Consider the following 25,729-nt stretch of genomic DNA (forward strand, 5'->3'; position numbering starts at 1 on the left):
CGCTGCGGCCGCACATTCAGGGCGGCCATGGGGACGACGTCGGCCACCCACACCCCACCCGCACCGCCGACCTAGCTCTTGGCCGCCCAGTACTCGCGCTCCAGAATGCCCATCTGCACCTGGTCGTGGTAGGCGCCCGCGTGGAAAACCGCCTCACGGCGCACGCCCTCGCGCACAAAGCCGCAGCGCTCGTAGGCGCGCAGGGCGGCATCGTTGTAGGCCCAGGCGGTCAGCTCGATCTTGTGCAGACCCAGCTCCTCAAACCCGTAGGCCAGCATCAGGCGCGTGGCCGCCGAGCCGTAGCCCAGCCCCACGTGCTCCGGGCCAATGATGATCGCAAACGTGCCCGTGCGCGTCACCGGCCCGATCCCCCACATGGTCACGTGCCCCACCAGGGTGTCGCCCACCATCACCGAAAAGCCGACGCTCGAGGTAGTGGCATTCGAGCTCCACTGCCGAAACTGCTCCACGATCGCGGACAGCGGGCGCGGCTTAACCACGTCCTGCTGCAACACCGCCCAATCCGGGCGCTGCCACCACTGCGCCAAGGTCACGAAGTGCTCCTCCGTGCTGGGCACCAGTCGCACGTGGCCCGCCTGCATCAGGGCGCTCCCGTAGGCGCGAGCGGACTGGCCGTCGCGGATCTCGACACTCTCCATGTGGGTCTTCCCTTCTGGGCTTGCCGCCGGCGGTGGGCGGACGCTGATGGGCGGGCGGGCGGCGGTGGGCGGACGGTGGTGGGCGGACGGTGGCCGTGCGCCTCTAAAAGTAGCGGTAGGCGCGATCGTAGGCGGCGAAGAACTCCCCCGCGCCCTCGTACGGGTCCGGGTGCGCGCCGCGCTCGAAGGCGTAAGAGTCCAGGCCCCGAGCCGGGATCCCGTGCACCGTGAAGCGCAGCGCCTTCCAGGCGCGCACGTACTCGCGCGTCCCCCGGGCCGAAGACAGGCGCTCCAGCAGCGCCGGATCAAAGCGCAGCTTGTGCCGGGCCGCCACCTCGAACCAGGCGGTGGCGGCCGCGAGCGCGTCGGCCCGATTCAGCATCGCGCGGACCGGAAGCCAGGCCATCGGGGCGACTCCTTCCTGCGGCAGGGGCTCGAACATTGGCGTATTGCGGGCGGGCGCGCTGCTGGGGGCGGCGGGCGGGGCGTCGTCCCTCGCAACAGGCGCCTAGCCGGGCGACCCACCGCTCGGGGCGGCGGGCGGGGCGTCGTCCCTAATTGTGGCGGATCGGCAGGCGTAGCACGGTCCTGAGGCGATCGGGCCCCGCGCTCCTGGCGTCGCTCAGGTAAATCTCGTGGTGCAGGCGGGTGGGCGAGTAGTCAAGCGCGAAACCCTGCTCGAGCGCGAAGGCGCGCATGGCGGCGACCGTGGCGGGCTCGTCGTCGAAGGCGCCGGTGTGCATGCACTGGACACACAGGCCCTCGTCGTAGCGGAAGAACTCCACGGTGGAGAAGTCCCGGTCCTTCTTGCTCGCGGCCTCCCGGACCGCCCAGTCGAAGTCCGCGTCGGTGACAAAGTCCGGCAGGCGGATCGCCAGGATCCACTTGAGGGCGTCCTTGCGGGTCAGGTCCAGCTCCGCCACGCCGTCCTGCCACCAAAACCCCTCCAGCGGAGGGACCACGAAGTCGAAGAACCAATCAATCTGGCGCGGGCCCTGCCTCGACATCTTGATCGCGAAAACCACGTGGTAGAGCAGCTCGATCGCCAACTGAAAGCGTCCGCTCGGGTCCATCGGGGCGCCGTGCCCGCGCACCGCCGCGAAGTTCATGGGCGGCACGGTGACGACGCCGGGCGTGGTCTTGGGCGAATAGAGCTCCGGGAATTCCTGCTTGAAATCGAAGGCCACGGCTCCCCCCTCTCTCCTATGTGCGCAGCCTATCGGGTGTCGAGGGGGCGGGGGCGGGGAATCGACCGTTGGCCCGGGAGCGGGAGCGGGAGGGAGCGCTAACGGGAGCGGGAGGGCGTGCTAGCGCGGCCGGTGGGAGCGGCGCGCGGACCGGGTGGGGCGGGTGCTAGCGGACCTGGCGGGGCGGTGCGCGGACCGGGCGGGGCAGTGCGCGGAATGGAGCGGCGCGAGGTGCGCTACCGCGCGCGCTTACTCATGCGCGCGGGCGCGCGGTCTTCTTGGGGGAGGGAAGATCGTCGTGCACTGCGGCCACCAGCCTGGCCACCACGGCTGAATCCTCGACGTCCACCAAGATCATCGGCTTTCCGCCCTCGTAGGGCAGCTCCATTCGCGCATCCGGCAGCAACTCCAGGGCGGTTTTCGTGGGCTTGAGCATAAAGCGGTCGTCGTAGATGCCACCGACCACCTTCCCGCGCAGGTAGATGACGTACTCCCCCATCATCCTGCGGTGAGCGACGCCGTCCAGACCCCTGAGCAGGTCCAGCACGTAGTCCAGGTATTCCTTGGTAGACGACACTTTGGGCCTCCCTCGTCGGCCGCCTTGAAGGAGCGACACCGTTTAGGGACCATTGTGCGCTTCGAGCGGGGACTCCCGTAGGAAAACCGGGCGGGCCGGAGTGGCACCGAGCGCACAAGCGTACGGTCGGGGTACATCCGACCGATCGGGGGCGCGGCACCAAGCGGTCGCACGTACCCCGTTGCAGCATTTGCGAGCTTGGGGGCGCGAGGATGGGCTCGGGATAGCGCCGCAAGCCCCGTTGGTGTTCAGCCGCCCCTACGGGGCGACTTACAAGGAAGACACAAGCACTCGCACATCGCGCATTTTGCGGGAGCGTGTTTTCTGCTTGATTCTGCGCAATTTCCGACCGCCGGGCGCTGCTTTCCCGCGAACCTATCTCCGCGACTCCCTTGCCGCGCTGACACCACAGGACGACAAAAAGGTGGATGACGAGCCAGACTCTCCGCTGCCCGCCGTTCGCGCATGAAGAGTTCTTCGCGCCCCAACACCGGCACCGGCACCGGCACCGGCACCGGCAGTCAGCCATAGCGTGATTGAAGCTCAGCTCGGAGATCGCGGAAATAGCGGGCTTGATAGGTCACTAGGAATCGTTTAGCAACCCACCTCGGAAATAGCCTGCGGCGAAACTTCACGGTTTCTACGGAGGTGACATGACAGCCGCCTTTTCCCTTTGATTCAAAGGTTCCACGCCACACACCAGTCAGAGTTGGCGAATCCATTTGAAACTCCCAGATTCGAAGTTCTTCGAGGCGTGTGGCACAAAACCGTATGACCTTCCCCTTCTTGGGGGTCTCGATAAATCGCTGTTCGTCAACAACCTTGCATTCTGATAGATCACTGCGCCATTGCCAACGCTTCAGGTCGGTAACCACCTGCCAAACCTGCTTCGGAGTATAGGGAAGCTCTTCCTCCCAGACGACGATTACTTCACCCATTCTCTCCGCCAAGGTTCGACACCATTCTCGTACCAGAGGTGATAGTTGTTATGGCAAAGGACGGCAGCAACCACAATGAGCACCTAGTCCACGTCGACCCCGAAGCCAATCGCGACCTTCAAGGTGCCCAGCTCCCGAGCAGGGACAAGCACCTCCGGCTTGGTGCGACGAATGATCGGGGCGAACTCAACAGACACGGACGCATTCTATTGGGGGCGCAGTAGGGCTGCGCTGGCCGGCAAGGCGCGCGGCGGGGAGGGACGCCAGGCGGGGCGTCGTCTCCTTTAATCGTGGCGGACCGCCAGGAGCAGCCTATTGTCGGGCGAAACTTGCCTCCCACAGGGCGTTAATAGGCATCGCCCACAAGCGCTCCCCGAAAGGCATGACCTCGCTACCTGTGTAGAGCACGATCCCGGCGATGAAGCGCTTGCCGGCAAGACCGCGCAACTGTTTGAGTCCCTTGAAGTGCTTTGCGCCAAGAGTGGCCTGTGCTTTAACTTCTACGCCGACGATCTCACGAGCACGGTTTTCTAGAACGATGTCAACCTCGTGGTCCCCGTTGCCACTGTCGCGCCAGTGGTTCACCGTGAAGTCCACCTCTGACCAGCCCCGCTGCTTAAGCAGTTCCCCTACAACGAATGCCTCGACAAGCCCTCCGGTGAGTGAACTCGAAATGTCATGCTCAAGGCCACGCAGGTCTACGCCCGCCAGATGGGCAGCAACACCCGGGTCGGCTACATAAACCTTCGGCTTTGCCACCGCCCGTTTGGAAAGGTTGTGCCCCCAGGCAGGAATCCGATGGATCAGGAACACGTCTTCCAACGCCTGAACGTACGACGGGACACTGCGAGCAGGCAGGTCCAGCGCCTGGCCATACCTCTGATTGACGAACTCCGAGGCGTTCTCGGCAGCAATCAAACTCATCAACGGTCGCAGCCTGTCATGGAAGCGAATCCCACTGACGTCGCCGACGTCCTTGGAAAGTACCCTCTCTAGGTAGGCGTCAATCCAACGTCGCCCAGCTCGCGGCTGCATGCCCTGCAACTCGGGATAGCAGCTCGACATTGCCAACTCTAGGTATTCGGCACGGGACAACTCCTCTGCGTGGAGCGAGGGCCCCAGAGCGGGCAATGCCCAAGCGAACGCAGCGAAGTCCTCCACTCGCCCTCTGAGCTCGCCCTGGCTCAGGCCATGCAACCGAATCGTCTGCGCTCGTCCAGCCAAGCTCTCCTGGCTTCCGCTGGCGGTGAGCAGATTCGCCGAGCCTGTGAGGATGAACCTCCCCGCGCTCCGCTTGCGGTCTACGGACAGCTTGATCGAAAGGAGCAGGTCCGGTGCCCGCTGGGCCTCATCGATAGCGAGCACACCCTCAGGGAACTGATCGACGAAACCTTCCGGATCAGAAATCGCAGATTCGCGAGCAACCATACTGTCCAGATTCACCAGTCTGTGTTGCTGGTGCTCGAGCAGCATCTGCATCAAGGTGCTCTTTCCAACCTGTCTCGCACCACTGATGACCACGACGGGAGCATGCTCGATCACTTCCTGCGCCACAGGAAGCAGATTCCGCTTGATCAAGCCATTTTCCACACCGCCATGTTAGTACGAGTTGCCGTTCTACGACAGTTGACTTGCCGTTCTACGAGGGTCGAGTTGCCGTTCTGCGTGGGTCCCGCTCATCTCTCGGGAACGGATGGACCACCAGTGGAGTGCACCGAGGCTCACCCCGCCCCGCCTGCCTCCTGCGCCAACTATGGGACGAAGCCCTGATTGCCGACGCTGCGCGCCAATGCAGAGAGCAGATTCCTTAGCTTCACCGGGTCGCGCCGGCGCCCGATCAAACGGGGCAGATCAGTTTCAACGATCTGATCCACGTACCCCTGGTTGACGACCTGAGCGGCTTCATCGGCTAGTTCCAGCGAACCCGGCCAGCCACCAACCGCAATCACGCTCGCAAGCTCCGGAACCGGCAAAGCCGCGCCCACGCCCGCAACTTCCTGGCCAGACATGAGAGACGCAAAAGAAACTGCCCCGAGGAGCGCTCCAGCTCAAAGACCGAAAGCGGGCGCATCCTCAAACGCACAAAACGCCCAGGCCCGGAATGGCGACGAGGATCGTCGTCCGGAGTGGAGCTTCCCGTCAGAATGAACTGACCCTTTCCCGGGGAACGATTGTCCACCTGGAACCGGACCTCGTTCCAAAGCTGGGGAGCAAGCTACCACTCGTCCAGCAACTTGCGGAGATTCGATCCAGTAACTTTCGCCAGTTTGATCCCTCAGCTTTCGGATAAGGGGTTGCGGAGGCCGGGATAAGACGCCCGCGTTGGACGGCGACGCGCAGGCCTGCAGGCACACGACGGCTCTGGCGCCCGCCCGCTCTGGCCAACCCGAATCCTGCACTGCACATCCGGCACCGTGCATCTCAGACTGGGCGACGGTACGGGCCGGCGGGCGACTCCTCGTTCTGCGAGAGTCGAGTTGCCGTTTCGAAAGCGGCGTGAAAAAGCGGTGGCCTAGAGTGCGACACCCGCGCAGAGTCCGCTATCGAGGCACGACGCCCTTGAGGGCGCCCCCCCTGTTCCGGATCATCCCTGGCGAAGTCGATCTATGAAGCCGCCGATATCCTCCACCAGGCCAGGGCGAGCTCCCGACAATGGAACTTCGGCGTTGATCGCCTCGGACAGTGCGGCGAGCACCACCTCGACAAGCACAGCCGCGTTGGGGATCCCCCACCGCTCACCCTCAGCTATCAGGTCAGAGCCCGTCACCGACTCATGCCGGTACACGCCGTTCACCGCCAACGCCAGTTCCCCATCGGTGGGCAGGTGAGCCTGAGGGACCATATCGTAGGCGGGAGCCAGCCGACAGGTGCCGTCCGGCGGATGAAGGACTGACACGTTCTTGGCATGCATATCAAGGTTCCCGACGGCAACCGCCACCACAAGCTGTCTGTATAGGGTCTCCACCATCTGGGTGCCACCCGCACCGCGAAAGGCTCGAGCCAGACGCTCCAGGGAAACCACCCCACCCTCTCGCTGGTACTTCTGCACGCCGGAAGCCCCCAGCACCTGGTTGCCGTCCTCCTGGTGCACACGACCTTGAGGGGCCAGCGGGTCGCGGTCGTAACGTTCGATCACCACGGCCGGGATCCCCTCGAATTCCTCGACCCATGTGGCGTAACTAGTCAATCCAACGGCTCGCGCCAGCCTGGCTCCATATTCCTCGTCGTAGATGAGCGTCGGATAGCGGGCGTGGAAGGGCTTTAGAATATGGGTTGACGGCGCCCCGTCGACCACTCGACTCCACCCGCCATCATTCCTGCGAGCCAAGACGATCTTGTCCTGGACGCCGGCCAGCGACGTCTTTCCTCCGATGGGTTTGTTCCCTAGCGGCTCCTCCGATACTGCTGCCAGCATGCGAGCCACACCGCCTTGATCCACGGGCTCATACCGAGGACTCTTGGGCTCGCCGGGCACCTGCGGGTCCCAGATCTGCAAAGCTCCTGCCACGTCGCGCCCGAACTGGCGGAGCAGGCCAATAACGTCGTGCTCCTGCACACCGCTGATCTGCGCCAGTCGCGTTCGCATCCGCCCCTCGGGCAGCAGCTCAGCGAAGAAGTTGCGACGGATGGATGCCCGCGAACGAGTCGACCGAACCTGCAGGGGAACGGACAGGGACATCACCGTCGAATCAAGCCCGAAGCGGGTGGCAGCAGCAGGATCAGGAACCAAGTCGAAGGTGCGCCAGTCTCCGCGCAGCACACCGATCCGCTGACCATAAAGCTCAACGACGAGGTCACCCACGATGGTCAACCTCGCCTTGAACAGCTCCCACATCAGAGGGGACGTTGATGGTAGCAGTCAGCTCCATGCCGGTTGCCTGCATGGCCGCAAACAAACGGTCCATGATGATAGACGGCTTGCCAGCCTCCAGCTCCCAGACGTACTTCTGAGTAGTACCCAGCTGGTTTGCCAGCTCGCGCTGCGTCAGCCCAGCCACCAAACGAGCCTGCTGCAACATGCGCCCAAGCGACTCCGGCCCCGTGACCTTGCCCTGGTACTGCATCCAGCCCCCCATCTCGCTGTTGTTAACCACACGAGGCTTGACGTTGATATTGAAGTCATCGTAGGCGACTTCAATATCGACGTCAAAGGACTCGGTGCCCCCGCCACACGTATCGCCCCTCATCCATCAGCGACAAGACGGCCAATACCACATCAGTAGCCCGGGCCATATGGGACTAGCGGAGCTCAATGGGCACGTGCCGGACTTGTAATCACAGGTGAGATGCTTCTGCTGGCTGCGCTAGCCGCAGGGGGAACAGCCGCGATCAAAGGTGGCCTTCTTGCCCGAGCTGCGGCTTGACCAGTACGCCCCGCAAGGAGCTCACGCGGGAGGCGCAGCCGCGTTGGATGGCACCGAGCGTACAAGCGTGCGGTCGGGGTACATCCGACCGATCGGGGGCGCGGCACCAAGCGGTCGTATGTACCCCAATGCAGCAAATGCGAGCTTGGGGGCGCGAGGATGGGCTCGGGATCGGAGTTAGACCCGAGGATAACGCCCGGGGATTGACCAGCCGCGCCCGAGCCGGGTCCCAGGAAACGGGAACTCGGCGCCAGGATCCGCTACGACGCTCGGAATGGCACCGAGCGTACAAGCGTGCGGTCGGGGTACATCCGACCGATCGGGGACGCGGCACCAAGCGGTCGGATGTACCCCAATGCAGCATTTGCGAGCTTGGGGGGCGGGGATGCTCTCGGGATAGCGCCGGAAGCCCCGCTGGTGTTCAGCCGCCCCTACGGGACGACTTTCAACAAGCTGCAATTGCCTCGGGTGAGCGCAGCTTGTGTTCAGGCGCCCTGACGGTCGCCTTTCAACCAACTGCCTAGGCTCGGGATAGCGCGCACGCGCTACCCCGGTTTGTTTGTGTGTCCTCTCCCCGGCGCGAGCGAGCTCGCCCGGGGCGGTACACACAAACAAACGAGCGGAGAGCATGAATGCTCTCCGCTCGCCTGCGTTGTTGGTGGAGCTGCGGGGAATCGAACCCCGGTCCGACGGTGCGCGCCCAGGACTTCTCCGGGTGCAGTTCGCTAGCGAGTTTCTCAGCCCCGGTGTCTCACGCGAACAAGGACACCGACGGGCTCAGTTACCTAAAAGTCCCGCCCGCCCCAGTAACGAGGGCGAGCAGCAGTGGCTCCCTAGACGACGCCAGGATCCGGGACGGGAGCACGCCCGGACTGACGGACTTCGAGGCTCGCTCAGGCGGCGAGGGCGAAGTCGGTGCGAGTGTTATCGGCACCTATTGGTTTACACGGAGCGTTGAAGAGATGACCGTGCATCCTCTACCCGCTTCCCCTGGTACGACAACCGTCGTCGAAACCGATCAGCCCCTATGTAGTTTTTCCCGGCCGGAACCGGGCACTCAATTCTAGCTGGCCTCCCGCCGCCCGTCCAGACCAGCCCCTGGCAGTCCCGTCATGGACGACGCTCCGCCAGCCGCCCGGCTGGAATGCCGGTCGCGCGGCCGCGCCACCATGGACGACGCTCCGCCGGTCACCCCGCTTGTGACGCCGCCGGCCCTCAGCGCTTGCGGAACTGCGCCATCGCGCGCCGGGCCTCGCGCTCATCCTGCTTCTCCCGCAGCGCCTGGCGCTTGTCCCAGTCCTGCTTACCGCGCGCCAGGGCGATCTCCACCTTCGCGCGGCCGCCAATGAAGTAGAGCTCTAGTGGCACCACCGTGTAGCCCTTGGCCTGCACGGCCTGGCCGAGCTTGCGGATCTCGTCCTTGTGCAGCAGCAGCTTGCGCTTGCGGCGCGGGGCGTGGTTGGTCCACGTGCCCTGGGCGTATTCGGAGATGTGGGCGCCCTGCAGCCAGGCCTCTCCCCGGTCGATCTCCACCCAGCCGTCCACCAGGGAGGCGCGACCGGCGCGCAGCGCCTTCACCTCGGTGCCGGTCAGGCTCAGGCCCGCCTCGTAGCGGTCCTCGATGTGGTACTCGTGGGTGGCCTTCTTGTTGCGCGCGATCACCTTCTTGGCCACGGCCTCCGCCTTGGCGCGCTCGGCGGCCGTCATCTTCTTGCTGTTCACGTCTCTTCTCCTAAATCGACCTCCCAGCATATAGGCAGGTGCCTGCCCGCGAAACGGGCAGCCTGCCCAGCTATGGCTTCAAACCGCCTCGTCAACCGGTTCTCCCGGCCGTGAGATGCGGCTCCCAAACAGAGCTTCCCGCTCCGAACCGACCTTGAGGGCCGCCTAGTAGTAACCGAGCGGGTCGGTGGTTGCCCCGTTGCGCCAGATCTCAAAGTGGAGGTGACAACCGCTGGAGCGGCCGGTGGTGCCGACGTAACCGATCAGGTCACCCCGGTTGACATACTGGCCGCCCCCAACGGTGGAGGACTCCAGGTGCAGGTAGCCGGAGTTGTAGTTGTTGCCGCCGATATTGCCGTGGTGGATGTAAACCATGTTGCCGCCACCGGCGTCGTAGTAAACGTCGAAGGTGACTCCGGCCTCGATGGCGTACACGGGCTGGCCGCATGGAGAGCCCAGGTCCACGCCGTCGTGGAACTTCGGGTAGCCCAGGATGGGGTGGATGCGCCAGCCGTAGCCGGAGGTCACCTCCGGGTTGCCGTCCACCGGGTAGCGGAACAGCCCGCCCCCGCCGTAACCGCCGGAGCCCCCGGACCCGCCGCCCGATCCCCCGCCGCCGGAGCCGGACGGGGCGGCGTTGTTCTGCGCCGCCGCAGCGGCTGCTGCAGCTGCGGCTTCTTCCGCGTCTAGCTGGGCGATTCGAGCTGCACGCTGGTCGTACGCCTGATCCATCTCTGCCAGTTGGGCTTCGATGGTGGATTTTTGCCCGTTGAGCTGAGTGGTCAGGGCGGCCTGTTCGGACTGTGCCGTTTCCACCTCCTGCAGCTTCTGGGCGGCCACGGCCTCCTTGTCCTCGGCGTCGGCCAGGGCGGCCGCCGCCTGTTGTTCTAGGTCTTCCACCTGGCCGCTCACCAGTTCTTGGCGGCTTTCACGGCTCTCGTTCTGGGTGACCTCGGCGGACATCGCGTCCACGCTGCGCAGCCGGGAGCGGGTGATCACGTCCGCGGCCACGGCTTTGTCAGCGAATTCCTGCGGGGTGGTGGCAGTCAGGGCGATCTCGAGTGGGCTGGTGCTCAGCTCTCCTCGGTAGGCACGCTTGGCCAGGTCGGCCAGCACGGCACGGTCCTGCTCGATGCGTTCCTGGCCCGCCGCGATCTCTTGGGTGATGGAGTCCTTCTCTGCCCTCGCTTGGGTGAGGCGGTCGGTGAGCTGCGCGTGGTCGCGCCGGGCGGCCTCGGCCGCGTTTTGGGCGTCCTCTAGTTCCTTGCGCAGGACCGGCAGTTGGGCGTTGAGGTCGCTGAGGCGCACAATCGCATCGGCTATCTCTGCGTCGATTCCGCTCAAGGAGTTGCGCAGGGCCGCGCGGTCCTTGTCCGCCTGGTCCTGAGCAGCGGCGAGGTCGTCACGTTCGTCAGAGACTGCCGGCCATGTGACAGTGAAGAGGGCACCGAGCGCCAGGACCAGCACCGCGATTAGTGCCGCCCACCGCCTAGTTCCCCACGAGCGCATGGCTCAGGCCTTCACTTCACGGTTGAGGGAGATCATGGACACCCCAACGGCCAGCAGCAGCGCCCCGCCCAGCAGCCACGGGGCCATCATGGCCACGTCGCGTGCGTCTACAAAACGCATGGTGGTGAAGGACCCGCCCAGCCAGGAGTTGACGTAGAACCGCACCGTCACCCAGAGCGTCCCTACCGAGACGGCGGCACCGATCAGCACAGAGAACGCCACCTCCAGCAGGAATGGCACTTGGATAAACCAGCGCGAGGCGCCCACTAGGCGCAGGATTTCGACGTCCTTTTGGCGGGAGATTGAGGAAAGCTTGATGGTGGTGGCGATCAGGATGGCGGCGGCCAGGCCCATCGCGGCGGCCAGGGCGATGGAGACGCCCTGGGCGCGGGAGAGCACGTTGAGGAGGGGGTCAACCACGGCCTTTTGGTCGCGCACCTGGAACACGCCGTCGCGCCCCACCAGCTCCTCTGCCACCACGCGGTATTCGCGCGGGTCGATCAGGGAGATGCGGAAGCTGACGGGCAGGGCCTCCTTGTCGCCGAACTGGGCCAGGTCGGTGCCCTTGAACATGCGCTGGAAGTTCGCGAAGGCCTCGTCCTTGTCCTCGAATTCCACGTTCGCCACGTAGGGCTTCATCGCGTCGGAGGCCAGGAAGGCGGCCACGGCGTCGATCTGTTCCTGGGTGGCCTCGCCGTGGGTGCAGGTGTCGGCCTGATCGCCCGGGGCGCACATGAACGCGGTGATCTCCACCTTGTCGAACCAGGAGTCGCGCATGTAGCCGGTCTGCAGGTTGAGCAGCAGGGCGGCGCCGGCGAAGAGCGAGGAGACCAGGGTGACCAGCATGAGGCCAACGGCCATGGCCTTGTTGGCCCACAGGCCCTGGAAGGTGTGGGCGATGATTACGCGCAGTCGCATATCGGTTCCTCCTAGTGCTTCGAGCCGAAGACGCCGCGGGCCTGGTCGCGCACAACCTTGCCCTGCTCCAACTCGATGACGCGCTTGCGGAACTGGTCCACCATCTTGCCGTCGTGGGTTGCCATCACCACGGTGGTGTTGGCGCGGTTGATCTTGTCCAGCAGGCGCATGATGCCAACGGAGGTGGCGTGGTCCAGGTTGCCGGTGGGCTCGTCGGCCAGCAGCACGGCGGGACGGTTGATGATGGCGCGCGCGATGGCCACGCGCTGCTGTTCACCACCGGAGAGCTCGTGGGGCAGGCGGTTTTGTTTGCCCTCCAGGCCCACGGTTTCCAGCACCTCGGGCACGCGCGTCAGCACCTCGTGGCGGGGCGCGCCCACCACCTGCAGGGCGATGGCGACGTTGTCGAAGACGCTCTTCTTCTCCAGCAGCTTGAAGTCCTGGAACACGGTGCCCACGGTGCGGCGCAGATGGGGTAGCCGCCAAACGGACAAGCTGGCCACGTCCTTGCCCTGCACGTATACCTTGCCCGCGCTGGCCAGTTCGTCGCGCAGCACTAGGCGCATGAAGGTGGACTTGCCGGAGCCGGAGGCACCGACCAGGAAGACGAAGTCCCCGCGCTCGATTTCGATGTTCACGCCGTTGAGCGCCGGGGCGGCCCCCGGTTTATAGACCTTGGTTACGTTCTCAAAACGGATCACGGGATCCCCTCCTGCCTGGCTGTGGCCACTGTAGGCAGGCTTGCGGTTCACCGCAGTTTCAACACGCGCAACGCGGCCCTTTGGCCGGGTGGGATCAATTACTCCTGCTCGGTTTCCTGGTTCTTGCGCCAGCGGATGCCGGCCTCGATGAAGCCGTCGATGTCGCCGTCGAAGACGCCGGAGGTGTTTCCAACTTCGTGCTCTGTGCGCAGGTCCTTGACCATCTGGTAGGGGTGGAGCACGTAGGAGCGCATCTGGTCTCCCCAGGAGGCCTTGATCTCGCCGGCGAGTTCCTTCTTCTTGGCGTCCTCTTCTGCCTTGCGCAGCAGCAGCAGGCGGGACTGCAGCACTCGCAGCGCCGCCGCCCGGTTTTGGATCTGGGACTTTTCGTCCTGCATGGAGACGACGATGCCGGTGGGGATGTGCGTCATGCGGACCGCGGAGTCCGTGGTGTTGACTGACTGGCCGCCCGGACCGGAGGAGCGGAACACGTCTACCTTCAGCTCGGACTCGGGGATCTCGATGTGGTCGGTGGACTCGATCAGCGGGATCACCTCGACTGCCGCGAAGGAGGTCTGGCGGCGGCCCTGATTGTCGAAGGGGCTGATGCGCACCAGGCGGTGCGTGCCGCCCTCCACGGAAAGGGTGCCGTAGGCGTAGGGGGCGGTGACCTCGAAGGTGACGGACTTCAGGCCGGCTTCTTCGGCGTAGGAGGTGTCGAGCACCTTGACCGGGTAGTCGTGGCGCTCGCACCAGCGCAGGTACATGCGCAGCAGCATCTCGGCGAAGTCGGCGGCGTCCACGCCGCCGGCGCCGGCGCGGATGGTGACCACGGCGTTGCGCTCGTCGTACTCGCCGCTCAGGAGCGTGCGGACCTCCAGCTCCTCCAGGGCCTTGGAGACGACGCCGAGCATCGACTCGGCCTCGGCCAGGACGTCGGCGTCTCCCCCGGCTTCCTCTGCCAGCTCCACCATCGCCTCGACGTCGTCGATCTGGGCGGCCAGGTTGTTCAGGCGCTCCAGCTCGCTCTGGGCGTGGGAGAGCTTGGAGGTGACGGCCTGCGCCGCTGCGGCGTCGTCCCACAGGTCGGGGGCGGCCGCCTTCTCGGAGAGCTCGGCGATTTGGGCGCGCAGGGCGTCGGGGTCAACCACGGCACTGATGGAGGCGTGGGTGCGGCGCAGTTGCGCGATTTCAGCAGGAAAGTCGATAGCCACGGCCCTAACCTTACGGCAGGACGGCGCGGGGCGGGCAACGCCGCACCCCCAGCAGGACCACCGCGAGCGCCAGCCCGAAGGAGGCGGCCATTACCAGGGCCATGGCCCGGCTGTCTCCGCCCAGGAAGCCCACGGAGGCCGAGATCGGGGCGGCCACGAGCGCCTGCAGGGAGTGGATGAGGGCCGCGCCGCGCCCGGCGCGCTCGCCGTGGTTGGCCAGCGCGAGCGTGGTGGCGTTGGGGCCGATGAAGGCGAAGCCGGCCAGCACTAGCCAGATGCACGCCCCCAGCACCCACAGGTTGCGGTTGCCGCTGAGCACCACGGTGAGCAGCACGAGGCTGGAGGCGAAGGCGAAGGTGGTGCCGCCGCGCAGCAGGTTGAGGGAGTCCACGCGCCGCACCAGGTAGGCGTTGAACTGGGCGAAGAGGATCATGCCGGTGCCCATGGCGGCGAAGAAGATGGAGAACTGGGCCTTGTCCAGTCCGAGTTCCACCTGGACCACGAAGGTGGAGGCCACCACGTAGGCCAGCATGGCGCCGAAGGACAGGCCGGGCAGCAGCGCGAGCAGCCTGAATTGGGAGTCGCGCAGCAGGATGCGGTACCCGTCCCAGGTTTCCTTCACGTTGCGGGAGCGGTGCTCGGGCGCCAGGGTTTCGGGCAGCACGAAGCCGACCGCGACCAGCAGGAGCGCGCCGTAGGCTGCGATGAAGAAGAAGACCAGGCGCCAGCCCCCGGCGGCGGCGATGATGGCGCCGAGCGAGGGCGCCAGCAGCGGCACCACGCCGATTACCAGCATGAGGCGGCTCAGCACGGCTGCGGCGGCGGCGCCGGTGAAGCGGTCGCGCACGATGGCCATGGCGGAGACGTTGGCGGTGGCGTTGCCGAATCCCTGCAGGAAGCGCAGCGCCAGCAGCATCTCGATGGAGCCGGCGAATCCGGCGCCGATCGAGGCGAGCACGTGGAGGCTGATTCCCATCAGGGCGGCGCGTCGCCTGCCGAGCCGGTCGCTCAGCGCGCCGACCAGCAGAGTGCCCACTGCGGCCCCCATGAGGACGATGGAGATGGTGGAGCCGGCCAGCGCCTCGGTGGTGTGCAGGTCTGCGGCGACCTCGGGCAGGCTGGGCAGGTAGATGTCCGTTGTGATCGCGCCCAGTGCCGTCAGGACGCCCACGAAGGTGACGAACTTCCAGCCGGGTCGGGCGGTGGAGCTCGGCGAGTGGGACGGGGAGGGTGGGCTACTTGTCACCAAGCAATTGTGCCCCCGCGCCGGGTTGTGCGCGCGGCGGACGTGGCGTAGTACCCGCCACCCTCCGGGTTTTTCTGCTGGCCGACGTTCCTCCCGCCGCCCGGTTTAGCGACGCCCCCGCGCGCCTCACCGCCGCTGGCCGACGTCCCTCCCGCCGCCCGGACGTAGCGGCCCAGCGGTGGGCGGCCGCTGCCTGCAGCGGGCCGGCGGAACGTCGTCCATCCTCCTACTGCGCGTCCTCCGCGCGGCCGCCACTTAAGGAAGCGGCGCGGGCGATAAGTAGCTCCAGCAGCGCGGACTGGGCCGGGGTCAAACCTCCGGCGGTGGAGCGGTAGCGGGCGGCCAGGCGACGTACCCCCAGGCCGGGCAGGTGGGTGGCCAGCACGGAGGGCGGCAGCTGCGCGGGCAGGGCCAGGCCCGGCAGGAGGGCGCTGCCCAGGCCCGCGCTCACCATCGCCAGGGCGACGTCGTAATCGAAGAAACCGTGGGTGTGCGCCACGCTCATCTCCAGGGACGCCTGCAGGCGCTGCATGGCCCGCCCGGCCGCCGTGCCTGTGCCGGCCGCCAGCCAGCGATGGTCGGCCAGGTCGGCCAGGGAGGTGGGTTCGCCGACCACGCGCGGACTGACCACGTACCAGGGCTCGTCCATGAGCGGCACGTCCACCGCGCCGGAGGGGGTGGGCGGGGGCGCCAGCGAGTCGCGCTCCAGGATCAGCAGGTCCAGGGCACCGCGCCGCAGGTCCTTGCGCCCCTGGTCCTCCCACACCTCCCGGATCACCATCTTTACGCCAGGCAGGGCCGTGGGCAGTTGGGCGAGCAGCGGCAGTAGCAGGGCGCGGATCGCGGACTGGAAGGCACCGACCACCACCGTGCCGACCACCTGGCCCTCGTGGCGCAGCAGCTCCAGGTGGGCGGCCTCGAGTTCCGCCTCGATGCGCTCGGCGGCCCGGGCCAGGGTCTGCCCGGCGGGCGTGAGCACCGCCCCGCCGGGATTGCGGTCCAGCACGCGCTGGCCCACCTCGCTCTCCAGGCGGGCGATCTGCTGTGAGATTGCCGACGCGGTGATTCCCAGGAGGTCGGCGGCCAACACCACCCCGCCCGCGCGCTGCACGGCCAGGAGAACGGAAAGGCGCCTCGGATCAATAGCCATCCAGCAACTCTAAACCATCAATGTATAGTTGTTAACTTGCACTAACTGCCGGGGTGGGGGCAAGGTGCCGCCATGAGCCAAGCAGTCACCTCCGTGATCGCCGCCCTGGGCTGGGTGGGAGCAGCCGCCACCATGGGCGCCTACTTCCTGGTCGCCTCCAAGCGGATCGCGCCGGACTCGCTGCGCTACCACGCCCTCAACATCTCCGGGGCCTTCCTGCTGGCCGCCGCCTGCACCGTCACCGGCGCCTGGCCCTCCATGGTCGCCAACGCCGTCTTCATCGGCATCGGGCTCCACCTGGTGTTCACCACCAAGCGCGCCTACCTGCGCGCCAAGCTCGCCCGCGCCACCCGCAAGGTCACCGCCGCCGCGCTCCCCCAGGACTCCGGCGCCCGCGCCTAGCCCACAAACAACTCACTCCCACAAACAACTAACTCCCGGCAGCAAAAGGCCCGGGGGCCCGGTTCGCCTAGACGAACCGAGCCCCCGGGTTTAGCGCCTTGCGCCCCTAGCCGAGCAGGGCGCGCAGGGTGCGCTCCACCGCGACCGACACCGACGAGGTGCCACCCACGATGGCCACGCGGCGCATGTCCTGCTTGCGCAGGTACTGCTCCATGGCCGGCGGTATCAGGCTCGAGCTGGTCAGCAGCAGCACGCCGCCACGGTGAGCCGCCAGGGCCCCGGCGGGCAGGGCGTCGGCGAAGCTCGCACCGCTAGCAACCACGAACTCGCGGGTGTTCGGGGCGAACGTCTTGGCCACGGCCAGGGCGGTGGCGTAGCGGTCCGCGCCCGTCACGGCGGTCGCGCTGACACCGGTGGTCCAACCGGAGGAGTTCAGCGCGGTGACCGCAGCGCCACCCACACCGTAGATCTCCTTGTCCTGCATCCGCTGGAGGAACACGCGGGTCTCGCCCGGCATGTTCTTGCCGTTGGAGTAGACCACCACGGCACCGGCCTGCGGGGCCACCGCGCCGGCGGTCAGACCGTCGGCGAAGTTGGTGCCGTCCACCACCATGACGGAACGGGTGGCGGTCAGCTTGCCCACCTCGGTCGCCAGGCTGATCGCGGTGGCGAAGCGGCTGGTTCCACCCAGGCGCTGCACCGCGATGCCCTGGTTGCGCAGGGAGCGCTCCACCTGAGCGGAGACCGAGTTCTCGCCACCAACCAGGATCACCTTGGTGATGCTGGCCGCCTTCAGCGCCTGAACCGTCTTGGGCTCGAGCACCTTGCCGCCCGTGAGGACAACCGGGGCCTTCAGCGCACCAGCCAGCGGACCGGCGGCCACGGCGTCAGCGAAGTTGGTCGCGTTGGCCAGCAGCACAGTCTTGGAGGTGAAGCCGCCGCGCTGCCACACGTCCACGGAGGTGGCGACACGGTCAGCGCCGGAGTAGCGGTCCAGCTTCTTGGCTTCCTTCACGGTCAGGTTGACGTCCTTGGTGGTGCGAGCACCCAGGGCATCGGTGGCCACGACGGTGAAGCGCAGCTCACCGGCGCTCAGCTCCGGAGCGGTGCCGCTCACCTTGCCGTCCTTCAGGGACAGCCAGGAAGGCGCACCCTGCAGGGCGAAGGTGACGGCGTCGTTCTCAGCGTCGGTGGCGGAGACGGTAAAGGAGACGTCCTTGCCCTCAACGACCGTGGCCGAGGCCGGCGTCACAGTGAGGACCGGGGCGTCGTTGGCGTCCACACTGATCTGCACCTGGGCGGTGGCGTGCGCGCCGCGAGTGTCGGTGGCCTTGACGGTGACAGTGTGGTTGCCGCCGCCCGCCGGGGCCGTGCCGACCAGCTTGGTGCCCTGCAGCTTCAGCCACGCCGGAGCGCCCTGCATGCTGAGGGTGACGGTGTCGCGGGCGTCGGCGTCTGCGGCCGTGATGGCCACCTCCACCTTGCCCTTCTCGCGAATCTCAACCTTGGCCGGGTTGACGCTGATCGTGGGCGGCGTGTTCGGCTCCAGGGTCACGCGCACCGTGAGGGTCGCGGTACCCGTGGCGCCGGCCTTGTCGGTGCCCTTGACGGTGACAACGAAGTTGCCGTTCGTGCCGGCGGGCACGTCACCCGAGATCTTGTTGCCGGTCAGCTTCAGCCATGCCGGGGCGTTCTCCAGCGTCAGCGTCACCTGGTCGCCCTGGTCGGGGTCGGCCGTGGTGACGGTGACGTCCGGCACCTTGTGCGCGTCCATGACGTTCACGGTGTTGGTGGAGAGCGTCACGGTCGGGGCGGTGTTGGGGGCCTGGGCCACCTTCACCGTCACCTGCTTCGTGGCGGTGGCGCCGTGGGCGTCCGTGGCGGTGATTGTCACCGCGTGGTCACCGACGGCGTCCGCCGGGGCGGTACCGGTCAGCTTGCCCTCGTTGATGCGCAGCCAGGCGGGAGCGCCCTCAGCCAGGGTCAGCGTCACGGTGTCGTTGTCCGCGTCGGTGACGGGCAGGGCCAGGTCAACGGCGCCGCCAACGGTGGCGTTCACCTCGGCAGCGATGTCGCCGAAGACCGGGGCCCGGTTGGGGCCAAAGAACTTCAGCTCGTTGATCAGGGTGAAGCCGCTGGAGTAGTGGGCGCCAGTGATCTGGACGCGCACGAACTTGGCGTTGACCGCGTTGGGCAGGGTCATCGTGACCACCGGGTTGTCGGAGGTCTTGACGTCCGGCAGCGTGAAGCAGCCGGCGCTGGTGAAGGCGGCCCCGTCCACGGAGGTCAGCAGCTCCACGTTCTTCGGCTGGCCGGCGTAACCCACGCGCGCCTCGTCGGTCTTGACGCGGTGCGTCAGCTCGACTGCGCCCAGGTTACGGGCCTGGCCGAGGTCGATCGTGACGTGGTGCGGGAAGCGCAGGCTGGAGGCCGGCAGCGTGTTGTGTGCACGCCACGGCGTGTGCCAGAAGGTGGCGGTGTTGCCGTCCACCACGTGGCGGGCGTAGCCGGCGCTCTCACCGCCGATGCCGTTGATGGACTGCGTGTCGAAGTCCACCACGCTGCCGGAGGTGTAGAGCTCGCCGCGACCGCCGTTGACGCCACCTGCCACGCAGGCGGTGCCGACGAAGGCGTAGGTCCACTCGCTGGTACCTTCGGCCAGGGTGAAGCCGTCCTTGGCGACCACGGTGACGACGACGTTGCCGTCGGCCACAGTGTTTTCGCCGGCCTCCACGTTCTGGCCGCCGATCTTGTACTGGACGCCCTCGACGGCCGGGATGATCACCTTGCCGCCCTCACCGGCCAGGTCCACGAACACGGGGGCCTGGGCGGTGGCGGGCACGGATGCGGTGGTGATGGTGACGGGCAGGTCAACGGTGGTGACCTTGCCCAGCGCGTCGGTGGCCTTCACGCGCACCGTGTGGGTGCCGAGCACTGCCGTACCGGTGATCTTCTTGGTAGCGGCCGAGTAGGTCAGCCAGGACGGCGCGTCCTGCAGCTCGACGGTGACGGCGTGGCCGTCCTCGTCACCGGTGGTGACGGTGACGGAGACCTGCGCACCCACGTTGGCGTTGACCGCGGTGGGCTCCAGCGTGACGGTCGGGGCGTGGTTCTCCTTGACCGTGATGGTCAGGGTGGCGGTGCCGGTAGCGCCGTCGTTGTCAACGGCCTTCACCGTGACCTGGATCGGGCCGGCCTGGGTCTCGGCCGGGACCGTACCAGTGATCTGCTCACCTGCGATGCTCAGCCAGTCGGGGGAACCGTCAGCCAGCTGCGCGCCAGCGGCAACAGTGCCATCGGTGTCGGCTGCAACAGCGCGAACCTGCACCGCGCCGCCCTGGAAGACCTCGACCTCGGCCGGGGTCAGCGTCACGGTCGGGGCGGCGTTGCCGACCACGGTCAGCGTGATCTGCTTGGTGCCCACCTTGCCGTACTGGTCGGTAGCCCGAATGGTCACCTCGTGCTGACCAGCATTAGCCGGAGCCGTACCAGAAATCTTGTTCGCCCCGTAGGTCAAACCAGCCGGCAGCCCCTCAACAACCACATCGAAGGTGTGGCCATCAGCATCGGTCACCTGAACCGGAACGTTAACCTCGGAACCAAAACGAACCGAAGCACTCTCCGCCGCAACAACCGGAGCCTGGTTTGCGTTGACCGTGATCGTCAGCGTCTTGACCGCCTCGCCGCCACGGCCATCAGAGGCCTTGACCTTGACCACAACCGGGGAAGACAAAGCCGCAGTAGGCGTACCAGTAACGGTCTTGTCGTTCAGGCTCAACCACGTCGGGTTGTCCTCCAGCGACAAGGTCACCTCATCACCATCAGTGTCACCAACCGTGGCCAACACAGACACCGGCTGCCCCTCAACCACAGTCACAGACTCCACAGCCAAAGACAGAGTCGGCACAGCGTTGGCGCGGACCTCGACGTTAATCTGCTTCTCTGCGGCCAGGCCGAGCTCGTCGGTGGCGATGAGGGAGACCGGGATGGTGCCGGCGCTGCCGACGGGGGCGGTGCCGACCAGGTGGCCCTGCTCGTTGATGCTCAACCAGTCCGGCGCGCCCGTCTTGAGGGTGACCTTCACGGTGTGGTTGTCAACGTCCAGGACCGGGACCGTGACGTCCAGCGAGTCGCCCTCGCGGATCGGGTTCAGGCCGGTGAGCTGCCCGAAGGACGGGGCGTGGTTCTCCTTGACCGTGATGGTCAGGACGGCCGTACCAATGCCGCCGTCGTTGTCGGTGACCTGGACGGTCACCTCCACCTGACCTGCGGGCTCGCCAGCCGGGACGGTACCGGTGACCTTGTCACCATCGATGTTCAACCAGGTGGGCGCGCCCTCGACCAGCATGGGCTCGCCGTCGATCTGACCGTCGGTGTCGTTGGCGGCGATGGTCGCCTCCACCTTGGCGCCCTGGAATACCTCCAGGGTGCTCGGGGTGACAGTCACGGTCGGGTTCGCGTTGGCGGCGACGGTGAGGGTGATCAGCTTGGTGGTCACCTTGCCCAGCTCGTCACGCGCCGTGATGGTGAGCTGGTAGGCGCGCGCCTCGGCCGGCACAGGGCCGGTCACGGCGTTGTTTGCCCAGGTCAGGCCCTCAGCACCGGTCACGGTCACGTCGAACGTGTGGGAGTCCGCGTCGGTGACGGTCACCGGGATGTCGAGCTGTCCGCCCAGGCGGGCCGAGGCGTCCTGTGCCTCGATCACCGGGGCGTGGTTCTCCTTGACCGTGATGGTCAGCTCTGCGGTGCCGGTGGCGCCGTCGTTGTCGGTGACCTGGACGGTCACGGTGACCGGGCCGGCGGCCTGGTCGGCCGGAACAGTACCGGTGACCATGCCACCAGCGATGCTCAGCCAGTTGGGGGCACCGGTGAGAAGCACCGGGTCGCCCACCACGTTGCCGTCGCTGTCAGCGGAGGTGATAGTGGACTCAACCACCGCACCCTGGAACGCATCCACTGCGGCCGGGGCAAGGGTCACGGTCGGGTTGACGTTAGCAACCACCGTGATGGTGAGCTCCTTGGTGGTCACCTTGCCCAGCTCGTCCTCGGCACGGATCGTGAACTGGACGGTGGGCTGACCGGCCGGGACGGTACCGGTGATGGCACGGTCAGCGTACTCGAAGCCGGAGGGTGCCCCCACCAGGGTGACGGTCACGTTGTGCTGGTCCTGGTCGGTAACGACGACCGGGATGTTCACGGCTGCGCCCTGGCGGGCGGAGAGGTCAGCGGCCTCGATCACCGGGGCGTGGTTCTCCTTGACCGTGATGGTCAGGGTGGCGGTGCCGGTAGCGCCGTCGTTGTCAACGGCCTTCACCGTGACCTGGATCGGGCCGGCCTGGGTCTCGGCCGGGACCGTACCAGTGATCTGCTCACCTGCGATGCTCAGCCAGTCGGGGGAACCGTCAGCCAGCTGCGCGCCAGCGGCAACAGTGCCATCGGTGTCGGCTGCAACAGCGCGAACCTGCACCGCGCCGCCCTGGAAGACCTCGACCTCGGCCGGGGTCAGCGTCACGGTCGGGGCGGCGTTGCCGACCACGGTCAGCGTGATCTGCTTGGTGCCCACCTTGCCGTACTGGTCGGTAGCCCGAATGGTCACCTCGTGCTGACCAGCATTAGCCGGAGCCGTACCAGAAATCTTGTTCGCCCCGTAGGTCAAACCAGCCGGCAGCCCCTCAACAACCACCTCGAAGGTGTGGCCATCAGCATCGGTCACCTGAACCGGAACGTTAACCTCGGAACCAAAACGAACCGAAGCACTCTCCGCCGCAACAACCGGAGCCCGGTTTGCGTTGACCGTGATCGTCAGCGCCTTGACCGCCTCGCCGCCACGGCCATCAGAGGCCTTGACCTTGACCACAACCGGGGAAGACAAAGCCACAGTAGGCGTACCAGTAACGGTCTTGTCGTTCAGCCTCAACCACGTCGGGTTGTCCTCCAGCGACAAGGTCACCTCATCACCATCAGTGTCACCAACCGTGGCCAACACAGACACCGGCTGCCCCTCAACCACAGTCACAGACTCCACAGCCAAAGACAGAGTCGGCACAGCGTTCGGGGTGACGGTCAGGGTGATCTGCTTGGAGGTCTCCTTGCCGTGCTGGTCGCGCGCGACCACGGTGAAGGGGTACTCGCGGGCCTCGAGCGGGGCCTTACCGGTGATGGCGCCGTTGGCGTACTGCAGGCCCTGCGGGGCGTCCTGCAGGGTCACGGTGACGGTGTGCTGCTCGGGGTCGCTGGTGACCACCGGGATGTTCACGTCGCCACCGGCACGCACGGAGGTGCCGTCCACCGTGAGCTCCGGGGCGCGGTTGGGGCCAAAGAACTTCAGCTCGTTGATGAGCGTGTAGGAGTCAGAGGCGTGGGCGCTGGAGACCTGCACGCGGACGTACTTGGCGTTCACCGCGTTGGCCAGGGTCATCGTGACCACCGGGTTATCGGAGGTCTTGACGTCCGGCAGCGTAAAGCAGCCGGCGCTGGAGAACACGGCACCGTCGGTGGAGGTAAGCAGCTCGACCTGCTTGGGCTGGCCGGCGTAACCGATCGTGGCGTTGGAGTCCTTCACCCGGTGGGTCAGCTCCACGGCACCCAGGTTGCGGGCCTGGCCCAGGTCCACGGTCACGAAGTGCGGGAACTGCCTGGCGGAGGCCGGCAGGCTGTTGTGCGCCTTCCAGGGGGTGTGCCAGTAGGTGGCAGGGTCGCCGTCCACCACGTTGCTGGCGTTTCCACGTTGCTCGCCGCCGATGCCGTTGATGGACTCGGTGTCGAATGCGACCACGGTGCCAGAGGTGTAGGCCTCGCCGCGGCCGCCGTTAATGCTACCGGCCACGCAGGCGGTGCTGACGAAGGTGTGGCTCCACTGGGCGGTGCCGGGCGAGAGCACGAAGCCCTGCTTGGCTTCCACGGTGACCACGGCCTCCCCGTCCTGGACGGTGTTCTCACCGGCCTGGACGTTGCTCCCGCCGATCTTGTACTGCAGGCCCTCGACGGCCGGGATGGTCACCTTGCCGCCCGCACCGGCCAGGTCGGCGAAGACGGGGGCCGCCGGTGCCACCGGGGTCGGGGGCGGGGTGATGGTGACGGGCAGGTCAACGGTGGTGGAGGTGCCCAGGGCGTCGGTGGCCTTCACCCGCACGGTGTGGGTGCCGGCCTCTGCGGTACCGGTGATCTTCTTGGTGGTGTCCGAGTAAGTCAGCCAGGTGGGCGCGCCCTCCAGCTCGACGGTGACGGTGTGCCCGTCCTCGTCGGCGGTGGTGACGGTCACGGATACTTCCTCGCCTACTTGACCGGTCACGGAGGTGGGGGCGAGCGTCACGGTCGGGGCGCGGTTAGCGGTGACCGTGAGCGTGATCTGCTTGGTGGTCTCCTTACCGTGCTGGTCGCGCGCCACGATGGTGAACGTGTAAGCGCGCGCTTCCACCGGTGCGCGACCGGTGATGGCACCGTCGGCGTACTGCAGACCCTCCGGGGCACCCTGCAGGGTCACCGTGACAGTGTGCTGTTCGGGGTCAGTGACGGTCACAGGGATGTTCACGTCACCGCCGGCGCCCACAGAGACGCCGTCGGCAACGATTGCAGGTGCCTGGTTCTCGCCAAAGAACTCCAGCTCGTTGATGGTGACGTAGTTGGTTCCGGTGGCGGGGGCGGTGCTTCCCACCCACGCCTCGGTGATGTGCAGACGCAGGTAACGGTCGGTGAGGTTCTGCGGCAGGTTCAGCATCACCTTGGCGGGGTGTGCCACGTTGCGCACGTCCGGCACCGAGTAGCAGGCGATGGAGTTGAAGTTCTGTCCGTCAGTGGAGGACAGCAGCTCCACGGTCTTCATCTGGCCGTTGTAGCCATCTCGGTTGGCGGGCTGGACTCCGCGGTGAACGTAGTTAATCGCGCGAACGGCCTCGTGTCCCTCGCCCAGGTCTATCTCCAGGGCGTGGGGCATGTTCATTTCGGCGCTCGTGACACCACCGTCTCTGCTCCACGGGGTGTGCCACAGGGTGTTGTAGTTACCGTCCAGGGCGTAGATGGCCTTGGAGTCGGTCTCGCCACCGCGACCACCGAAGGACTCGGTGTCCCAGTCCCGCACGGTCGCGCTCAGGTTGAGCTTGGCTCCGGTTCCCTGCTGGGTCTGGCCCACCGTGCAGGTAGTTGCATTGGTGAACTGAGGAGTCCAGCTGGCCGGTGCTCCAGCAGCCAGCTGACGGTTGGGCTTGGCCGCTGCGGTGACGACAGGGTTACCGGTGACAGTGTGCAGGCCGGGTGCCTTCACCTCGCTGCCGATGCTGTATACGACGCCGGGAGTGTTGGGAATGTGGACAGAATTGCTGCCGGCCAGGTTGCTGAACTTCGGAATACCCGGAGTCACGGTAGTGGTGACCTTGGCTCCGAAACGCATCTCCGCAACGTTCACGTGGTTCCTGTTTGAGTACGTGCTGTGCACCACCATTCCGAGGTACCGCGTGTTTGTTTGCGGAATCTCGATTGTGGCTACCTTCTGCTCCGTACGGCTTCCGTCGGGCAGCACCGCATCGGCAATTGCCTCGAACTGTTGCCCGTCGTCGGAAGAAAAGATCGTCACCTGCTTGGGGTGGCCAACCGTAGTTTGACGGGCCGTGACCTCGATGAAGTCGACCTGCTTTACTGCTCCCAGGTCCGCAGTGATCCAGTGCGGCAGGCGGCGGTCACGGTCGGTCAGGCCGCTATAGGGCGTGTGCCAGAAAGTCGCGACCCTCCCATCAAACATGTGAGCGGAATTACCACGGTCACTGCCTCCGGAGCCGGGGGTGACGTGGCTGGAGTAGTCGTGAAGACTGATTCCGTCGAGGATCGTTCCGGTCTGCTCCTCGAGGCCACTCGGGGTGACCGTCGCGGCACTGGGGCAGTCCCCGGCGTCGTTGGTGAAGGACCAGTTGCGGGAGCCGTCGGAAATGTTCACCGTGACGCCCTCGGCCACGTCGTGCAGCCCGGCAGCGATCGCCTGGCTGTCCTTTGTGAAGCTGCCCTGCGCGGGAATCTTCAGCTGTGCCGGGCCTCGGCAGGTGTCATAGAAGGTGGGGGCTGGCCCACCTGTTCCATTGGCATACGCGGTAGCAGCGCCCGTCACTGCGGGGGCAAGCACTATGGCTGCCGTTGCTGTCACCGCCGTCAAGGT

At 66.4% G+C, this 25,729-nt stretch carries 18 protein-coding genes and 1 other RNA gene; 1 reads left to right on the forward strand and 18 read right to left on the reverse strand.

Features of this window, described 5'->3' with window-relative positions; genetic code table 11:
- Nucleotides 1–71: 71 nt before the first annotated feature.
- The 17 genes from ABYF38_RS02570 to ABYF38_RS02650 form a co-directional block, all read right to left on the reverse strand.
- Nucleotides 72–659, reverse strand: coding sequence for a GNAT family N-acetyltransferase (locus ABYF38_RS02570; protein WP_371152561.1), 588 nt, complete (start codon nucleotides 657–659; stop codon nucleotides 72–74).
- Nucleotides 660–762: 103 nt separating this feature from the next.
- Nucleotides 763–1,065 carry a hypothetical protein gene (locus ABYF38_RS02575; RefSeq protein ID WP_371152562.1) on the reverse strand — a complete coding sequence of 101 codons (303 nt, stop codon included), beginning with the start codon at nucleotides 1,063–1,065 and terminating at the stop codon, nucleotides 763–765.
- 148 nt (nucleotides 1,066–1,213) lie between these two features.
- Nucleotides 1,214–1,846, reverse strand: a complete 633-nt coding sequence (locus ABYF38_RS02580) for a GyrI-like domain-containing protein (RefSeq protein ID WP_371152563.1) — start codon at nucleotides 1,844–1,846, stop codon at nucleotides 1,214–1,216.
- A 253-nt stretch (nucleotides 1,847–2,099) separates the two neighbouring features.
- Entirely contained in the window at nucleotides 2,100–2,423 is a 324-nt protein-coding gene (locus ABYF38_RS02585) for a TfoX/Sxy family protein (RefSeq protein ID WP_371152564.1), read from the reverse strand.
- A gap of 521 nt (nucleotides 2,424–2,944) precedes the next feature.
- A complete protein-coding gene (locus ABYF38_RS02590; RefSeq protein WP_371152565.1) occupies nucleotides 2,945–3,361 on the reverse strand; it encodes an SRPBCC family protein in 417 nt (138 codons plus the stop codon).
- A 312-nt stretch (nucleotides 3,362–3,673) separates the two neighbouring features.
- Nucleotides 3,674–4,951: an ATP-binding protein gene (locus tag ABYF38_RS02595; RefSeq protein WP_371152567.1), complete on the reverse strand. Its 1,278-nt coding sequence runs from the start codon at nucleotides 4,949–4,951 to the stop codon at nucleotides 3,674–3,676.
- Nucleotides 4,952–5,112: 161 nt separating this feature from the next.
- A complete protein-coding gene (locus ABYF38_RS02600) occupies nucleotides 5,113–5,370 on the reverse strand; it encodes a hypothetical protein (protein ID WP_371152568.1) in 258 nt (85 codons plus the stop codon).
- Between the two features lie 575 nt (nucleotides 5,371–5,945).
- Nucleotides 5,946–7,196, reverse strand: coding sequence for a type II toxin-antitoxin system HipA family toxin (locus ABYF38_RS02605; protein ID WP_371152569.1), 1,251 nt, complete (start codon nucleotides 7,194–7,196; stop codon nucleotides 5,946–5,948).
- Nucleotides 7,156–7,455: a helix-turn-helix domain-containing protein gene (locus ABYF38_RS02610; protein WP_371152570.1), complete on the reverse strand. Its 300-nt coding sequence runs from the start codon at nucleotides 7,453–7,455 to the stop codon at nucleotides 7,156–7,158. The genes ABYF38_RS02605 and ABYF38_RS02610 overlap by 41 nt, the downstream gene beginning before the upstream one ends.
- A gap of 926 nt (nucleotides 7,456–8,381) precedes the next feature.
- Nucleotides 8,382–8,751: a transfer-messenger RNA gene (gene ssrA, locus ABYF38_RS02615) on the reverse strand.
- Nucleotides 8,752–8,940: 189 nt separating this feature from the next.
- Nucleotides 8,941–9,477 carry an SsrA-binding protein SmpB gene (gene smpB / locus ABYF38_RS02620; RefSeq protein ID WP_371152572.1) on the reverse strand — a complete coding sequence of 179 codons (537 nt, stop codon included), beginning with the start codon at nucleotides 9,475–9,477 and terminating at the stop codon, nucleotides 8,941–8,943.
- A 135-nt stretch (nucleotides 9,478–9,612) separates the two neighbouring features.
- Nucleotides 9,613–10,956: a peptidoglycan DD-metalloendopeptidase family protein gene (locus tag ABYF38_RS02625; protein WP_371152573.1), complete on the reverse strand. Its 1,344-nt coding sequence runs from the start codon at nucleotides 10,954–10,956 to the stop codon at nucleotides 9,613–9,615.
- 3 nt (nucleotides 10,957–10,959) lie between these two features.
- A complete protein-coding gene (gene ftsX, locus ABYF38_RS02630) occupies nucleotides 10,960–11,874 on the reverse strand; it encodes a permease-like cell division protein FtsX (protein WP_371152574.1) in 915 nt (304 codons plus the stop codon).
- A gap of 11 nt (nucleotides 11,875–11,885) precedes the next feature.
- Nucleotides 11,886–12,575, reverse strand: coding sequence for a cell division ATP-binding protein FtsE (gene ftsE, locus ABYF38_RS02635; protein ID WP_371152575.1), 690 nt, complete (start codon nucleotides 12,573–12,575; stop codon nucleotides 11,886–11,888).
- A 98-nt stretch (nucleotides 12,576–12,673) separates the two neighbouring features.
- The gene (prfB, locus tag ABYF38_RS02640; RefSeq protein WP_371152576.1) at nucleotides 12,674–13,789 is read right to left on the reverse strand and encodes a peptide chain release factor 2; all 1,116 of its coding nucleotides are present in this window, start codon (nucleotides 13,787–13,789) and stop codon (nucleotides 12,674–12,676) included.
- 10 nt (nucleotides 13,790–13,799) lie between these two features.
- Nucleotides 13,800–15,035, reverse strand: coding sequence for a multidrug effflux MFS transporter (locus tag ABYF38_RS02645; protein ID WP_371152577.1), 1,236 nt, complete (start codon nucleotides 15,033–15,035; stop codon nucleotides 13,800–13,802).
- Nucleotides 15,036–15,261: 226 nt separating this feature from the next.
- Nucleotides 15,262–16,185 carry a LysR family transcriptional regulator gene (locus ABYF38_RS02650; RefSeq protein WP_371152578.1) on the reverse strand — a complete coding sequence of 308 codons (924 nt, stop codon included), beginning with the start codon at nucleotides 16,183–16,185 and terminating at the stop codon, nucleotides 15,262–15,264.
- Nucleotides 16,186–16,257: 72 nt separating this feature from the next.
- Between ABYF38_RS02650 and ABYF38_RS02655 the strand changes: the two genes are divergently transcribed.
- The gene (locus ABYF38_RS02655) at nucleotides 16,258–16,587 is read left to right on the forward strand and encodes a CBU_0592 family membrane protein (protein ID WP_371152579.1); all 330 of its coding nucleotides are present in this window, start codon (nucleotides 16,258–16,260) and stop codon (nucleotides 16,585–16,587) included.
- A 106-nt stretch (nucleotides 16,588–16,693) separates the two neighbouring features.
- On the opposite strand, the gene ABYF38_RS02660 is transcribed toward ABYF38_RS02655, so the two are convergent.
- A complete protein-coding gene (locus ABYF38_RS02660; protein WP_371152580.1) occupies nucleotides 16,694–25,717 on the reverse strand; it encodes a putative Ig domain-containing protein in 9,024 nt (3,007 codons plus the stop codon).
- Between the last annotated feature and the right edge of the window lie 12 nt (nucleotides 25,718–25,729).

The organism is Buchananella sp. 14KM1171, from assembly GCF_041380365.1.
GTDB lineage: Bacteria > Actinomycetota > Actinomycetes > Actinomycetales > Actinomycetaceae > Buchananella > Buchananella felis.